The sequence below is a fragment of the Deinococcus ficus genome, assembly GCF_003444775.1.
GTDB lineage: Bacteria > Deinococcota > Deinococci > Deinococcales > Deinococcaceae > Deinococcus > Deinococcus ficus.
Genome location: NZ_CP021084.1, coordinates 266,672 through 281,063 on the forward strand (window position 1 = coordinate 266,672; position 14,392 = coordinate 281,063).

Sequence of the window (14,392 nt, forward strand, 5' to 3'; positions counted from 1 at the left end):
TCGCCCTTAGCTGAGGTGACGGCCGGTCTCATGCCTGCAGGTGATAACGGAGGCATGACTGCCACCCTGCACAGCCCAGCGTCCTCCGTTGCGTTTGCCTCGCCTGTGCCTGCGCTGCAGCAGCTGCTCGCACAGATTCCCGCAGAGGAGCGCGCCCTGAGCGGCCGCGTGCTGATGGCCGGCGCGGCCAGCATGCCCGTGATGGTCGGCCTGACCTTCCTCGCCCCGTGCGTGGCGCCGACCCTCAGCGCCCTCGCGTTCGGCCTGTTCGCCCTTCGCGCCTACCGGAAGTAACCCTTCAGCACCTCCACGGCACCCGGCGCCTCCCGCGCCGGGTGCGTTCATGTGGCAGTGGAGATCAAGGAGTCAGGTCGCCTGAGCGGTTGGTGGAATCGGCCCGCAGGGCGGGAGTCACAGATAAATCAGCCCTGCCGAGGCGGGGACACACACAGCGACCGGCCCCTGACCAGCGAGGTCAGGGGCCGGTGTCAGGGTTTAGTGGGCAGTTTCCGGACAGAATCTTTTGAGTCTGTTCTGTTTATAAAGGAAATACAACGGATGCCGGGCGCAGCGCGACAGCCCCTGCACCCATCGCCGCGACGAGAGAGAACATCCACTGCGAGCCTCACTCACCTGGGCAATGCTCCACACGCGTACCAGGCGCATCCACCGATGAGCGAACAGCCCTTCACCCTGGCCAGGGTCCAGACCTGGGCATGCCTGTCCACCCAGCCCCCACCCGCAAGCCGCACCTCACGCCCCTCCTGCGGCTCAGCCAGAAGCCGCCTCTGACCGTCCTGAGCTTCGGCGCCGGACAGGACAGCGCGATGCTGCTCGCCCTGTGCCTGGAAGACCGCGCATTCCAGAAGCAGTACATCCCCGGCGACCTGGCAGTCCTGATGAGCTCCACCGGCCTGGAGCACCCGGAGACCGACGCCTACCGCGAGCGGACCGCCGCCCTGTGCGCCGAGCGGAACGTCCCCTTCCTGCACATCACGCCGGACCTGGGCTTTCACACACCGTCCTGGCAGACCCTGCACACACAGTGGATCAAGAACCAGACGATTCAATCCCTGGTCTTCCCCCGCACCTGTTCCATATCACTCAAGCTCGGCCCCTTCTATAAGGCACTCAACGCGCTCCTGGCGCAGCGTTACGGCTACCCCGCGCAGCGCGGGCGCGTCACGCGGGCGGCCCTCTACGCCTACGCGCAGGATTACGGTCCGGTGCAGGTCATGATCGGGTTCGGCAAAGGCGAGGAGCGCCGCATCAAGCCCACCCCCAGCGGGTTCATGACCCAGACGGTCGAGCGTCTCTTTCCCCTGATCGACATGGGCCTGACCCGCGCTGGCTGCCAGGCCGGCACGGCCGCACTGGGCTTCGAGGTGCCGATGCCATCGAACTGCCAGCACTGCCCCTTTCACGGCCCCCTGGACCTGCTGCGGCTTCACCGCAAACACCCGGAAAGCTTCGCGCTGTGGAGTCAGTTCGAACGCACGAAGCTCACCGCCGAGAAATGGCAGGGCACGCGCAACCACACGGTCAAAGGCGACGACCGCACCCTCGACCAGCACCTCGACGCGGCCACGCGCGAGTTCGGTCACCTCGACGTCGCGGAACTCGACTTCCTGCGGCACACCAGAGGGCACGGCAATACCACCGGCTTCTGAAGCAGGAAGGACGGCAGGTACCGCGCGCAACCACCCGGGCGTCCTCCATGCTCGAAGCCTGACGCATCTTCCTTGCCTGCGGTCATTCCGGTGCGCCGCGGCGCAGCATCCCTCCACCCCTCACCTGCGTATCAAAGGACCAACATGACCCGAACCCGCCTGACCGTGACCGTCTGCACCGCCCTTCTTCTGCTGGGCAGCGCGGACGCCAGCCGCCGGAGCACCAGCTCCAGTTCTGCAAGCACGTCCAGCCGCAGCAGTTCAACGAGTGTCAGCCGTTCATCCACCCCGCGTTCCACCGGCTCCACCCCCAGCACTCCGAAACCGGCGGCCCCCAAGCCCGTGGTGTCCACCCCAGCTGCCCGGCCCGCGGCCGTCAGTGGCGGGGCCATGGGCGGACGGGCCGTGCCCCGCACCGCGCCGGCGTCCGGCACGAAGGCGGCGCCCATGACCAGGGCGGTGCCGAAGACGTCCCTTAAACCGAAGGTCAAGGTCAGCGACTGCGACGCGGACGACCTGGCTGAAGGTGACGTGCAGGACTGCGGGGTGGCCGCGCTCCCGGCCGTCGTGGCGGGCGCAGCCGCGACCGGCGTGGCCGTGGCGGGTGCGCCCGCCGTCACCACCAACGGAGCGGAGCTTGCAGACGCGCAGGTCGTCTCCGCGGTGCAGAACACCGAGCAGCGGCCGAACATCCTGTTGTGGGTCCTCCTGACCGTGGGCACCCTCGCGTTGTTCGCTGCGCTGGTGCTGGCCGGGCGGCGCGGTGGCCGGCGGCACTGACCCGGTCAGGGAACACCGTTCACCCTGCATTCAGGGTCATGGGGCGGCATGGGCGCTGCACCACCGCGGTCGCCCGCCACACTTCCCCAAGGACGGTCCCCATGACGCAGTTCACCCCCGCTGGCCCGGACAGCCTCACCCCCCTCGCCCCGCCCCGCTTCTGGAACGAGCGCCAGAGCGTGCACCTCGACCAGACGTTCGTGCACCGCAGCGGCGCGAAAGTGCGCGTAAACGTCGTGCGTGACAGCGTGCCCTTTCAGTCGTACGCCCGGGCGGAGGGCTTCGACCCGGCCGCCATGACGTGGAATCCCATCGCCTCCATCCCCCACCCCCGGATGACGAGCCGGGGACTGAACGGGTACGAGCCGGCCGGGAATGCCGCGGTCCAGTCGCAGCTCATCAGCGATAGCACAGAGCTTCTGCGGCTCGCGGCGCAACTGTTGGACTGAATCACCCGCCCGCTCCCTACCATGACGTGCGGCGTGTCACGCGCCGCGTCGGACCTGCGCCTCCCCCACGCTCCCGGACGGAACGTGCGTCAGGTCCTCCGCCGTGCCCCGGCTGCCTCCCCACAGCTGCGCGGCCCTCGCCCTGTGCCCACCGCTGCCTTTTCGCCTTCTCCTCCTGTGAGCGTAGACCCATGACTGAACTCCACCGTGCCCGCACCGCCACGTGGCTGCTGTTCCTGTTCAACGGCATCCTCTTCGCCAGCTGGGCCGCTCAGATTCCCCGGATGACCGAGCGCCACGACCTCAACCACCAGACCCTCGGGGTGATGCTTCTGCTGATGACGCTCGGCAACCTGCTCGCCATCCGCCCCACGAACGCGGCGCTCCGGCGCATGACCACCGGGCAGGTCGGCTTGATCGGCATCAGCGTCATGAGCGCCGGCCTGCTGCTGCTCACCATCGCCCCGACCGTGCCGCTCCTGATGGGGGGCATCCTGGTGCTCGGCGCCGGGTTCGCCGCCACCGACCTGGGCATGAACCGCGCCGGCGCGCGCCTGGAAGAAGCGCTCGGCACGCCGATCATGTCGGGCCTGCACGGCGCGTTCAGCGTCGGAATCATGGCCGGGGCCGGCCTGTTCGCCCTGATCGTCTCGCAGAACGTCGGGCTGCTCCCGGCCTTCGCCGGCCTCGGCGCGCTGTGCATCGCCCTGACCGCTGCGCTGCTGCCCCTGCACCAGCGCACCCTCGACCCGGCCGTGAACCCGCCCGAGGACGGTCCCAGCCGCGCCGCCCCCAGCCGCGGCATTCCCCTGATCCTCACCCTGGGCCTGTGCGCCGCCCTGATCGAAGGGCTGATCAACGACTGGTCGACGCTGTACATGGGGGACGTGCTGGGCAGCAGTGAGCAGGCCGCCCCGCTCGGCCTGGCCGCGTTCGGGCTGATGATGACCGTCGGCCGCCTGATCGGCGACGGACTCACCCGCGCGTTCGGACCTGTGATCCTGGGCACGCTCGGCAGCCTCATGACCGCGGCCGGGCTCGGCCTGCTGCTCAAGGGCCAGGGCGAGGCGGTGGGTCTGGGCGGCTTCGCCCTGGTCGGCCTGGGCATTTCCGTGCTCGCGCCGCTCATGTTCAGTGCGGCCGGCCGGCACCCCAATCCGGCCGCCATGACCGGGCTGATCACGGTGTTCTACTGCGGCTTCCTCGTCGGCCCGGCGGTGATGGGGCTGCTCAGCGCCGCTGTGGGTCTGCACCTGGCGTTCGTGCTGCCGCTGGCCCTGGCGGTGCTGAGCGCCGCGCTCTGGACCGTCCTGAAAACCCCCGTCCAGGACGGCGGCCCTTCAGGCGCGCCCTCAGAGCTGGAGCGTCACCCCCAGCGCCTGCACACCGAGCTGCTTCCCGCGCCGCAGGGCCGGGAGGACAAGGACGCGGTCCTCTCACACCACCCCTGAGTTCCAGACTTCTGCAGCCCCGTCCGAAAGGCGGGGCTGCTCTTTTGTGCGCGGCGCCGACGGCTACAGTGCTTTTTTCAGATGCTCCAGGTTCATCAGGTAGCCAGGGCCGCCCAGGACCCCGGTCTGCCACGCCAATGGGTCGTTCTGGCCGGGCGTGGCGGCGTCGTCCAGCCGCTGAACGATCCGTGCCAGGGGGAGATCAAGGAGCGTCTCGAGCGGCACGGCCGTCGCGGCGTTGGTGACCTCCCGAGTCAAGGGAAGGCCGCTGCGCATCCAGTCCGAGACCAGGGTCATGTGCCACCGGTAGCTGCGGTGAAACGCGCCGCGCAGGTGCAGCAGCGCGTCGGCCTGGTTGTACTTCGCAGGGTCCAGGCCAGACGCCTGACGCAGGGCACGGCGCGTCTGTTCAAGCCAGCGGTCGTCATGCAGGTCCTCCGGGCCGTAGCAAAGCAGTTCATACCCCCGGGCGTCCCGGTCCTGAGCGCGTTCCCAGTAAGCGCGCGTGAGTAACCCCGCCGCCTGATCGAAACGGCGGTGCTCGATCAGGGCGGTGATGGTCGCCACGAAGAACTCGGTGGCGGCCAGGCGGGTGAAGTCCTGGCGGTCGCGGTCCACCTGGTACGAGAAGTTGTGGGTGATGAGCGTCTGAAAGAACCCGTACAGGGTCGGCTCCAGCGGGCCGTCGATGAACTGCGCTGCGGCGTCCACGACCTGGGCGAACTCCTGGAATACGGGGCGGTTGGTCTGGATCTCCTGGTCCAGCCGCGCGGTGCGGGACCCAGGCTCGCCTGGACTCATGTGGGCGAGCCCCTGGCTCAGCGCCTCCAGGTACTCCCGCAGGGCCGCGGTGGCCCGTCGGGCGCCCTGGTTGCGGGCCTCCATGCGGGCCAGCAGCGCCTTCGGTTCCGTGCCCAGGGCATGACGCGTGGCGTTGCCCTGCAGGTACTCCGGGAGGGTGGACGTGACGTTGCGCACTCGCCGGGGCTGACCCGCGGCGATCCGCAGGAGTTCCGGGTACACCTCCGTGTCCCGCGCCGGGTCCGTCATCGGCACCACCATCAGCGACTGGAACATCAGCGGCAGGCTGAACTTGTCGTGGTCGTCCGTCTCCATGGCCACGGCGACATACCGGTGGCGTGCGGCGTCCTGGTTCCCTTTGACCTGCTCGTACACTTCAGGGGTGATGATGGCGGCCTCGGTGCCCACCCCGCCCTGGCCCGCTTCTGCCTTCTGCGTGTAGCTGCGGTCGCAGAAGCACAGGACCTTGTCGATCGAGGGATCGCGCACCATCTGCTCCATGAACCGGTAGAGGTTCGATCCAGGCTCCTGGTACCGGTCCATTTCCACCCAGACGCCGTTCCCCTCCAGGAAGTCGGCCACGGCGTTGACGCGCGTGACGGTGGTCGCGTTTCCCCAGGAGTACGAGATGAACACCTTCGGTTTGCCGTCCTCGGTCGCCATCCCGTGATTAGACCGCACCGTGCAGCGGCCAGACGCCCAGAATCAGATCGGGCCTGAGGCGGGTCACAGACACCCTCTCTGCGGACCCCGGCTCTTTGCTGCCCGGACCCGGGCCATGTCACCTCAGCGTGGAGCCAGCTCGAAGGATTTGCAGATCTTCAGCGCCAGCGCGCTTGTCTTCGCGAGAAGCGACGGGCTCACGCCCCATCCGTTCACCGTGGCCGAGCAGACCAGCACGCCGTCAAAGGCCTTGCCCGCCGGGCGCGAGACTTCCAGGCCGATGTCGCCATTGCGGTAGGTGGTCGTCCTGACCGTGAAGGCCCCGTCGCGCTTCGTCACGCTCGAGCCGCCGATCACCATCGTCATGCCGGCGTTGCTCCACAGGCCCAGTTTCAGCTGAATGCCGAGATCAGGGCCGTTATCGCCTGACCGGACCCATGCCTCGCGTCCCACGCTGCCATTCGCGTTGCGGCTCGCTTCCAATCCCTTCGGCAGCTGAACGCGGACCTTGCGCGGCCTGTCGCCGGGGTCCGGCAGGGTGAACCCCGTGGGTTTGAGGGGCGCGGCGAGGAGGGCACGCGCCGCCTGGTCCGGCCAGGACCCCGGCGCCGGCACCTGAGCGCCGCCCTGCGCTGAGACGGCACTGAGGGCGCTCAGCGTCACGGCGGTGATCAGGAGGGTCGTGGCGCGCTTCATTCCGTCTATGATCGCAGCCTCGGTGTCCGGATGCTGCGCACATCCGTCGCCAAGCACGATCACACCGTCGAGGGCATCCGGGACCGTTGGCGGCCGGTCACGCTTGAGCGGGAACAGGTGTCTCCCATGCCTGACAGAGCGTGGATCGGTGCGTCAACCCTCCAGAGCCGAGCGGGAGAGCCCAGCTACACTGAGCGGCCGAGCGCTCCCTTCAGGGCGGCCAACCCACCTGACGGCATCCCCGCCTGCTGGAGCCAGAGTGCTGAGCTCAGGCCGCTTCACGGCCGGCTGCAGAGTTGCCGGATCCTCCCCAGCGCTTTCACCCACACTCAACCAAGGATGGACCGGATATGACCAATACCCCGCACCTCATTGCCCTTCAACAGCCGTCCGAGGCCGAGCTTCAGGCCGCCATCGCCACCCTCCAGAGCGGCCGTGAAATGAGTGGAGAGGAGGTGCTCGAGGCCACCTTGCCCGTCATCGGGGAAGCCTGCGCTCTGTATGAGACGGGGACGAGCCGGGAGGACGTGGTGGCGGCGCTGGTGGCGCGCGGTGTGGAGGCAGGTTCGGCACAGGTGATGACCGACAAGGCCGTCGAGATTGTGGAATCCAACCGCCAGCGGGGTCCGCACCTGGCCGCCCAGCGCCGGACGGCCAACCTCCAGTTCATCGCGGTGGTGCTGTTCATGGGCGGGCTGTTGGCGGTGAGTCTGTACCAGGTCATCCGCGCCCTGACGACCTGATCCGGCCAGGCGTTCTGCTTCTGCCCTCCTCTCACCCCGCTGCACGCGGGGTGCCTTTTTGGCATGTATCTCCATTCCGTCGCGCTGCCCACCCCCGCCGCCTCACTGCCCGGCCACAAGCATGTGCTGCTCCTGATCGACGTGTCGTGCTCGATGACCAGTGAACTGCCTGGGCTTACCGCTGACCTGCACCGGCACCTGCTCGAACACCTGTGTCCGGGTGACGAACTCAGCGTCGTGTGGTTCTCCGGGCGCGGGGAGTGCGGCGCGGTCCTCGCGCACGAGACGGTCACCACGCTGGCCGAGTCCCAGCGCGTGGCGGACCTGATCGGGCGGTGGCTGGTGCCGGTGGGATCCACCCGCTTCACGGACGCCCTGAACCACGGCGCGGCCCTCGCGGCCCGGCCCACCTCGGCCGTCTTCATGACCGACGGGCAGGACACCCAGAATGACCGCTCGAGCATTCTGCAAGCCGCGCAGGAGCTCGCCCTGCACGTCCGTGACGCCCATGGCGTCGAGTACGGCGATCACACCGACCGCCGCACGTTGAGTGAGCTGGCCGGCATGCTCGGTGCCGCCCCGCGCCTCGTGCAGAGCGCCGCGGTGGACCAGGACGTCACGGGCCAGGTGTTGGGCCTGCCCGCGCCTGCCGAGAAGACCGCGTTCGACGTCCTCCGGGATGACCCGGTCATCATCGTTCAGGCGGAGGCGGGCCAGGTGATGCTGCCGGAAGGCACGGCGCAGGTGCGCCCCTTCACCGGTCTGCCCGGTCCGGATGACGTCGGCGGGAAGCCGGAAGGGGCGTTTCAGGACGCGTTGTACGTTCAGCTGCTGCGTGCGGCCCGCACCCTCGACGGTCCGGAAATCGAGCGCACCCTGCGGCGGCTCGGCGACCGGGCCCTGATTCAGCTGACGGGCGGGCTGTACGGCAAGCAGCGGTTCGGGCAGTTCGAAGCGGTGGTCGAGGAGATGTGCACGAGGCCGGAGCGGCGCTACCCGCTCGGCTACGACGCCGCGGCCCTGCCGGACGAGTCGCAGCCGACCGTCACGGAAGTGCTGACGCTGCTCAGTGACGGCGGGAGTGAGCTGCTGACAAGGCACCCGGCGTTCCAGTACCGCCGGGTCAGCCGGGGGACGGCGCCGGACCCTGACCCGGCCGTGACCTGGCGTGGCACCGGCGAGCCGCGCATCACGGGTCTCGTCTCCCACGCCCGGCGGCCGAACCTCTCCCTGCAGGTCACGACGCCCGGCACCGCGCAGCTGCGCCGCCCCCCGCAGGCGTTGGCCGCCCTGCTGCCGGACACCCTGGACGTCCCCCGCGTGCAGACCTACACCGTGCTTCACTCGGGAATCCTCCACCTCTCCACCCTGCCGGTCCGGCCGTCCCCGGTCGCCCTGACGCAGCTGAAGGCCTGGGGGCTCGCGCCCGAACACACTGCGCCTGGCGAGGCGGTCTGCGTGGAGCTCGGCCGCCTGCCGCTGGTCCGGCGGAGCGAGGTGCAGCGCGTGCGCGCGGCGGATTTCGCCCGGCGAACGGTGCAGCTCGAGCGGCACAAGGCGGTCGTCAAGGTTCTGAGGGAAGCCTACGCCGTGCACTTCCCGCCCCGCAGCAGTGCAATGCTGGCCGGCACGTACGGCGCGGACGCCGCGGCCTGGCTGCGTGAGCAGGGCGTGACGGACCGCGGCTTCAGCCCGCGCGGCCCACTGCAGCCCGGGCGGGATGACGTGCCGGTCGTCGAACTCGAGGTGGCGATCAAGGGCGTGTCCAGCCTGCCCAAAACCAGCGACGTGCTGGCCAGGATCGCGGCGGGCAAGGCCCTCACGACCCGTGAACGGCTGATCCAGGCCGCTCTGGCGCAGGTCCCGGTGGATCCGGCCGAGCTGCCCGGCGCGCTGGACCGGCATCTCCAGCACGTGCGGGAGGCTGAAGTCGACCTGCGCCGTGACCTGATGGCCCTGCTGGTCGGGCAGACCTGGTTTGCGGACCTGGCCCCGGACGAGACGGAAGTGACGGTGACGGAGGGGGGCGAGCCCTTCACGGTGCGCCTCGGGACCCGTGAGCTGACCGAGGGCGTCTGACGTGGCTCCGCTGCCGGGCGCCGGTGAACCGCCGATCGAGCGGCCCTATACTAATTTCGAGGAGGAGAATATGCGATTACACGAACGACTCAGGGAGCTGCGCAGCGAACGCGGGCTGCGGCTCAAGGACATCGCCGAGCGTTGCGGCGTGAGCGTGCCCTACCTCAGCGACCTCGAACGCGGCCGGGCCAACCCCAGCCTGGACACCCTCCAGACGCTGGCCGGCGCGTACGAGCTGAGCGTCAACGACCTGCTGATGGGCGTGGACTTCTACGGCAACGCTAGCGCCCAGAGCCTCCCACTCGGCCTCAAGGAGCTGCTCGACGACCCCATCCTGGGCGCGCAGATCACCCCGGAGTGGGTCGAGTCGCTCGCCCGCATCGAACTGCGCGGCCGCCGCCCCCGTGACAAGCAGGACTGGTACGAGATCTTCCTGCACCTGCGGCGCATCCTCAGCTGACCTGGAGCGGGGCCGCCCACGACCAGGGTGCACTGCAGGGGCGCTCACCCAATGTTCTCCGCCTCGAAATTCGACAGGTACGCCAGGCAGAGCGCTTGAAACAGTGACGGCGCCTTGACTTCCCGGGGGCTGTGCGGCGTCCCGTTCGGTTTCCAGACCCGGGCGAAGAACCGCTTCCCGTGCGGGGTCTCCTCCTCCCAGACGAGGGTGCGCATGCCCTGCTCCGCCGCGACTCTCATCAGGCCGTAGACCAGTCCAGACTCTTCGAGGGGGTCGTTGTCCTCGCTGGTCTCGCTTTTCATGATCTGAGTCACCGTGACGCCCCCCGAGTAGAGCAAGGTAAAGGGAGAGTCGTCCTGGACGACACCACCGGTTGTCATCGTCGGCCACACGAAGTGGTCCGGATCCACCCTGATCAGTCGGTTCAGCAGCTGCATGACGTCCATGGCGCCCACTATAGGAAGGGTCACACAGCCAGCGGAAACGACGAGGAACAAAAGTTGGGGACGCCGTGCTGCGTCCCCCACCCCTGCAGTTCTGCGTGCCGGTGCGGCTCAGTCCTAGCACGACTTAAACACGTACGTTTCGACACACCAGTGCCGAGGCCCGATGTACAGCGCGGATCGCGAACTGTCGCAGGTACCCTGAAGCATGACGAATGAGCGCGTCCTCCTGCAGGCGTTTGCAGGGCGCTGCACGGGCTGGTCCTACGACCTTGTGCAGGTGGATGACAGGGGGATCGCCGCCTCCCGTTCCACTCCTCAAGGGGTTCAAACCCTGGACCTTAGCCTCACCTGGAAACGCAGAAGCTGGCGCGTCCACCTCACGGCAACAACCGCCTTCTTCCTTCCTGACGAAGACCCCAGCGAGGGGATGGAACGCAGCACCATGCGGTTCCGGACACTTCCGTCCATGCTCGACCCTCGGTGGCCGAACGAATGGCAATACCTCCAGGGAACGAATCCCGAACCCCTGGTGCATACCCTCGGCGAGGTCTACGAGCAGACCCTCGAGCCCCATCTGAGGGTGGTTTCATCGCTGACAGGGTTGGTCCGCTTCATGCTGGAGGACTACCAGCCAGGCATGTTTCTCGAGCCGCGGGCAAGCTGGTCGTTCGATCGGGCCCTCAAACTGGCACAGCTTCTTGAGCCTGGAGCGCACGAAGGGGTACAAGTGGCGTTAAGGGCACGTGCGCAGGCGTTGGAAATCAACCCTTGGGACAATGTGTTTAAGTCGTGCTAGAGCGTGTGCTCACGGACGTCCGGCTCCTCAGGAAGAAGACGCCGCGCAGGCGCACACCAACCCACGAGCGCATCCAGGACGTTGTCCCTGAGTAGATCCTGTTCTGACTCAGGAAGCTTCCTCACCTTGCCCTCTAACAGCGCATTAAACTCTCGGTACAGTTGCTGCTTTGTCCAGCCTTCGGTGTGGAGTTCCCCTACCAAACTGCGGAGCGCTTCGCCCGGATTCTCCTTGCGGAGTGACTGCTGAACCCGCACAGTCAGTTGCATTTCTCAAGCATAGCGGGCCTACCTTCAGCGCCATGTTGCATCGGCATGACCTGACTGACGTCCAGTGGATCGCCGTCCAGCCGCACCTGCCCACATCGTTCCTTCCCGGATCACGCCCGTGGAGTCGGACGTGTAGGTGAGTTTCACGTCCGTACCGCGCATCTGGAAGGTCCGGATGCGCACGGTGCCGAACTCCCGGTACTCCACCCGGGAGCTGAGCAGTGTGCACTGCGTCCGGCCGCACAGTGGCGCGGTGGTGTCGGTGATCGGCTTGCCCAGGAACCTAGCGGCCTGCGCCGAGCATCCCAGCAGCGCCGCCACGACGATGACGTGTTTCATCCCGGCATGCTGCGCCGCGGGTCGGACCGCCCGAGGGGCAAACTCGGCAGCGTGCGCCCACCCGCACGACACACTTGGGGGAAACGGTCTCGGTCCGGCCGATCCGGCCGTCGTGGACCGGAACCACCCGCGAGCGATGCAGGATGAAGGTCACGCCCCGCGCCCTGGCGCCAGCCCCCTTCCCTCCGCCTCCGAGGTCGCCTATGCCCGACAACGAACACGAGATTTCCGCGGTGATTCAGGTGGCGAGCCGCGCGCCGGAACTCCGGGGGCTGGTCACCTCGGCCGTTCCCCTGGTGTTCTTCTGCGGCCTGGTCACGGCCCTCAGTGTCTGGTTGAGTGTCAGCGCCGATCCCCAGCGGATTCTGCTGCTGTGCTTCCTGGCGCTGCTGAGTGTCATGGGGAGCGCCCTGCTGGTCCTGAGCAGTTTGCGCCCGGGACGGGCCCAGGCGCCGGCCCGGGAGTGGCGGCGGGCGGAGGGGTTCGCGCAGCGGCTCCTGCACCGGCACGGCTGGACGCGAGGTGACCTGACCGCGGCGCAGGTGAGGCTGGACGCTCAGCGCCCTCCGTTCAGTCCCCAGGTGCCTGTGTGGGCCTGCCCGCTGGCGGGCCTGGTGGGCAGCCTGGAGTCCCCGCTGCTCGGCGGCGCTCTGGCGGGCGTGGCCGGCCTGTGCACCCTGTGGGGCCTCCGGCAGGTCCTGTGGCATGAACGCCGGCAGCAGGAGTCCAGGCTGCTGCGGACCCTGCTGCTGCTGCGCGAGCCGGCCGCCCGGGAGCGCCCGTGACCTTCGGCCGGTTGAGCAGGCTCTGGCAGGACCTGCGCCGCCCGCTCCCGCCGCCCGAGCGGGTGATGCTCGGCGAACGGACCGGACTGACCTGCAGGGAGCTGCGCGAGCAGGTGCTCGTGATCGGCACGCCGGAACAGACGCGTCAGGGCGCCGGGGGGCTGTTGCAGGCCTGCGTGCCGCACGGCATGACGGCACTGGCGCTGACCGGTCCCGGCGACGCTTTCCCGCCCGGAGTGGACAGCGGGAGCGACGTGCACCGCGTGACCAGCGCGGCCGAGGCTGACCAGGCCGTGCACGCCCTGTTCGAATGGAGTCAGGCCCGGAGCAGCCGGTACACTCCGGACGTCTGGCCGTTCATGCTGCTCGTGACGCCCGGCCTGCCGAGCGAGGTGCTGGACGTGGTGCTGCACTGGATCCCGGCGCTCCGAGGGCACAACTTCGCGGTGATCGTCTGCCTGTCGCCCGAGCAGGTGCAGCCTGGAATGCGCTGGCTGTTCGGCAACGTGATGTGCTGGGCGGACGGGTTCAGCGCGGCGCGCGGGTTACGCCCCACCGACCTGGCCCCGCCCGGGCCGGGCGAGGCCGCGCTCCTGACGTCGAGGGCGGGCGGGGCTCACCTGACCCTGCGGCCGGGCCGCTGAGGAGGGGGGCCGGCGACGCGGCCTGAACCGGGCACGGGCGCCCCGCCGGCCGTTCTTGACCCGCTCCTGGCGGCTGAGGTCCGGTGGGGCGCCACGTCATCCAGGCTGCCCGCCGCCAGGGGTCCGCCGAAGGGACAGGGGTGGGTGTTTGGGGCAGGTCCCTAGCCGAGGGGCGCTTTTTCCAGCCAGGCGTGCAGGTCGTTCTCGGTGTGACAGGCCTTAACCACCCAGGTGCCCACGCGCGTGAAGCCCCGCAGGTTCGCCACCGGGTCCGGACACGCCCCCGCGACCGCGTCTTTCATGGCGATGAACGCCAGGTCGGGATTGGCGTCCACGCTGCTGGCGATCACCCGCTTGAGGGTGGCCTCTTCAAGCTTGCCGCGCAGTTCAGGGAAGACCGCCTTACCGTTGGGGTCCTGCACTTCACCCGTGTACCCCGGCGCGTCGAACTGCCAGGCGGTGGCCGTGGGGTTCCGGCGCTCGAAGGTGAACATCAGCTGCGTGATCTCGCCTTCATCGACGATCGTGCCGAGCGCCCAGGTGGCCGCGCCGCCAAACTCGTACTGGTGGTACTCGCCGCCTTCATTCATCGACCAGTGCGTGTAGTCGCGCAGGCCGTAGCGCAGGGTCTGGGCCGCCAATTCCGGCTTGTTCAGGACGGCGACGTTGCTCACGGGCACCTTGAAGCCCACCTGGCCGCCTTCTTGAGGTGCCGAGCGGGTGTAGAGCGCCCACAGGCCAATCAGCGAGGCGGGCAGCGCGAGAAGAAGCAGGGGGGAGGCTCGCATGCGGGCATGGTAGGTCCCGCCGCGCGCCGGCGCAGGGGCAATTGACTGGGCCCCTGCACCCCACAATCACCCGCTTGCCACTGACACTTCAAGAATGAATGAAGGTCTGGTTCCGCTGATGATGCTCGCGCTGCTGTTCAGCCTCACCGGCGGGAGCGTCGTCGCCCGCCGCCCCCCGCAGCGCAATGCCGGCCTCACGGCCATGCTGCTCTTCCAGCTGCTCGGCAGCGTCACGCAGCACCTCTCCCCCGATCCCGGCCTGTACGCCCTGCTGACCGTGCACCTGGGCGTCATCGCCGTCCACGGCATCCTGGCCCTGCTCCAGCCGTCCCAGGACTCGACCCCCGAGCCGCTCTGAGCCGGGCAGGCGTGCACGCTAGCCCCGCCTGGCCCCACCTGCCGGCCGGGACGCGCTGCGCACCCCCTCTCACCCGGCGCGGCCGGGTCGGTGACCTCCTGGAGCCTCCCACAGACTCCCGGCCCTGACTGAAGTGCCCCTACCGCCCCCTGAGCCTCACGGTTCAGGGGGCCAA

General features: G+C 68.7%; 18 protein-coding genes. 12 read left to right on the plus strand and 6 right to left on the minus strand.

The annotated features are described in order from the left end of the window. The first annotated feature begins 54 nt into the window (after positions 1–54). The 5 genes from DFI_RS19710 to DFI_RS19735 all read left to right on the plus strand — a co-directional run bounded on the left by DFI_RS19710 (position 55) and on the right by DFI_RS19735 (position 4,350). The gene (locus tag DFI_RS19710) at positions 55–294 is read left to right on the plus strand and encodes a hypothetical protein (RefSeq protein ID WP_155864546.1); all 240 of its coding nucleotides are present in this window, start codon (positions 55–57) and stop codon (positions 292–294) included. A 422-nt stretch (positions 295–716) separates the two neighbouring features. Further along, the gene (locus DFI_RS19715; protein ID WP_027462860.1) at positions 717–1,670 is read left to right on the plus strand and encodes an adenine nucleotide alpha hydrolase family protein; all 954 of its coding nucleotides are present in this window, start codon (positions 717–719) and stop codon (positions 1,668–1,670) included. A 144-nt stretch (positions 1,671–1,814) separates the two neighbouring features. Then, the gene (locus tag DFI_RS20485; RefSeq protein ID WP_155864547.1) at positions 1,815–2,450 is read left to right on the plus strand and encodes a hypothetical protein; all 636 of its coding nucleotides are present in this window, start codon (positions 1,815–1,817) and stop codon (positions 2,448–2,450) included. 101 nt (positions 2,451–2,551) lie between these two features. Then, positions 2,552–2,899: a hypothetical protein gene (locus DFI_RS19730; RefSeq protein WP_043777915.1), complete on the plus strand. Its 348-nt coding sequence runs from the start codon at positions 2,552–2,554 to the stop codon at positions 2,897–2,899. 191 nt (positions 2,900–3,090) lie between these two features. Further along, entirely contained in the window at positions 3,091–4,350 is a 1,260-nt protein-coding gene (locus DFI_RS19735) for an MFS transporter (protein WP_027462863.1), read from the plus strand. 63 nt (positions 4,351–4,413) lie between these two features. On the opposite strand, the gene DFI_RS19740 is transcribed toward DFI_RS19735, so the two are convergent. Together DFI_RS19740 and DFI_RS19745 are read right to left on the minus strand one after the other, a co-directional pair. Further along, positions 4,414–5,814, minus strand: a complete 1,401-nt coding sequence (locus tag DFI_RS19740; RefSeq protein WP_027462864.1) for a toll/interleukin-1 receptor domain-containing protein — start codon at positions 5,812–5,814, stop codon at positions 4,414–4,416. A gap of 123 nt (positions 5,815–5,937) precedes the next feature. After that, complete coding sequence (locus DFI_RS19745) at positions 5,938–6,573, minus strand: hypothetical protein (RefSeq protein WP_155864548.1); 636 nt, start codon at positions 6,571–6,573, stop codon at positions 5,938–5,940. Positions 6,574–6,860: 287 nt separating this feature from the next. Between DFI_RS19745 and DFI_RS19750 the strand changes: the two genes are divergently transcribed. The 3 genes from DFI_RS19750 to DFI_RS19760 all read left to right on the plus strand — a co-directional run bounded on the left by DFI_RS19750 (position 6,861) and on the right by DFI_RS19760 (position 9,792). Then, on the plus strand, positions 6,861–7,253 hold the full coding sequence (locus DFI_RS19750; RefSeq protein WP_027462866.1) for a hypothetical protein: 393 nt from the start codon (positions 6,861–6,863) through the stop codon (positions 7,251–7,253). Positions 7,254–7,316: 63 nt separating this feature from the next. Then, positions 7,317–9,332, plus strand: coding sequence for a vWA domain-containing protein (locus DFI_RS19755; protein ID WP_027462867.1), 2,016 nt, complete (start codon positions 7,317–7,319; stop codon positions 9,330–9,332). 70 nt (positions 9,333–9,402) lie between these two features. Then, positions 9,403–9,792: a helix-turn-helix domain-containing protein gene (locus tag DFI_RS19760; RefSeq protein ID WP_027462868.1), complete on the plus strand. Its 390-nt coding sequence runs from the start codon at positions 9,403–9,405 to the stop codon at positions 9,790–9,792. A 44-nt stretch (positions 9,793–9,836) separates the two neighbouring features. Here the strand turns inward: DFI_RS19760 and DFI_RS19765 are convergent, their stop codons facing one another. Continuing rightward, entirely contained in the window at positions 9,837–10,238 is a 402-nt protein-coding gene (locus tag DFI_RS19765) for a hypothetical protein (protein WP_027462869.1), read from the minus strand. 205 nt (positions 10,239–10,443) lie between these two features. On the opposite strand from DFI_RS19765, the gene DFI_RS19770 reads away from it, so the two are divergent. Then, entirely contained in the window at positions 10,444–11,034 is a 591-nt protein-coding gene (locus DFI_RS19770) for a hypothetical protein (protein WP_027462870.1), read from the plus strand. Here the strand turns inward: DFI_RS19770 and DFI_RS20490 are convergent. Beyond that, positions 11,031–11,303 carry a hypothetical protein gene (locus DFI_RS20490; protein ID WP_027462871.1) on the minus strand — a complete coding sequence of 91 codons (273 nt, stop codon included), beginning with the start codon at positions 11,301–11,303 and terminating at the stop codon, positions 11,031–11,033. The two genes, DFI_RS19770 and DFI_RS20490, sit on opposite strands and share 4 nt — an antisense overlap. Before the next feature lie 24 nt (positions 11,304–11,327). Beyond that, complete coding sequence (locus tag DFI_RS19775; protein WP_027462872.1) at positions 11,328–11,642, minus strand: hypothetical protein; 315 nt, start codon at positions 11,640–11,642, stop codon at positions 11,328–11,330. A 203-nt stretch (positions 11,643–11,845) separates the two neighbouring features. Between DFI_RS19775 and DFI_RS19780 the strand changes: the two genes are divergently transcribed. Together DFI_RS19780 and DFI_RS19785 are read left to right on the plus strand one after the other, a co-directional pair. Continuing rightward, positions 11,846–12,427 (plus strand): hypothetical protein, encoded by a 582-nt coding sequence (locus tag DFI_RS19780; protein WP_027462873.1) that lies wholly within the window; start codon positions 11,846–11,848, stop codon positions 12,425–12,427. Beyond that, positions 12,424–13,071 (plus strand): hypothetical protein, encoded by a 648-nt coding sequence (locus DFI_RS19785; RefSeq protein ID WP_043777919.1) that lies wholly within the window; start codon positions 12,424–12,426, stop codon positions 13,069–13,071. Before DFI_RS19780 ends, DFI_RS19785 begins: the two co-directional genes overlap by 4 nt. A gap of 161 nt (positions 13,072–13,232) precedes the next feature. On the opposite strand, the gene DFI_RS19790 is transcribed toward DFI_RS19785, so the two are convergent. Further along, complete coding sequence (locus DFI_RS19790) at positions 13,233–13,859, minus strand: hypothetical protein (protein WP_027462875.1); 627 nt, start codon at positions 13,857–13,859, stop codon at positions 13,233–13,235. A 94-nt stretch (positions 13,860–13,953) separates the two neighbouring features. Between DFI_RS19790 and DFI_RS19795 the strand changes: the two genes are divergently transcribed. Then, positions 13,954–14,217: a hypothetical protein gene (locus tag DFI_RS19795; protein WP_027462876.1), complete on the plus strand. Its 264-nt coding sequence runs from the start codon at positions 13,954–13,956 to the stop codon at positions 14,215–14,217. The last annotated feature ends 175 nt before the right edge of the window (positions 14,218–14,392 follow it).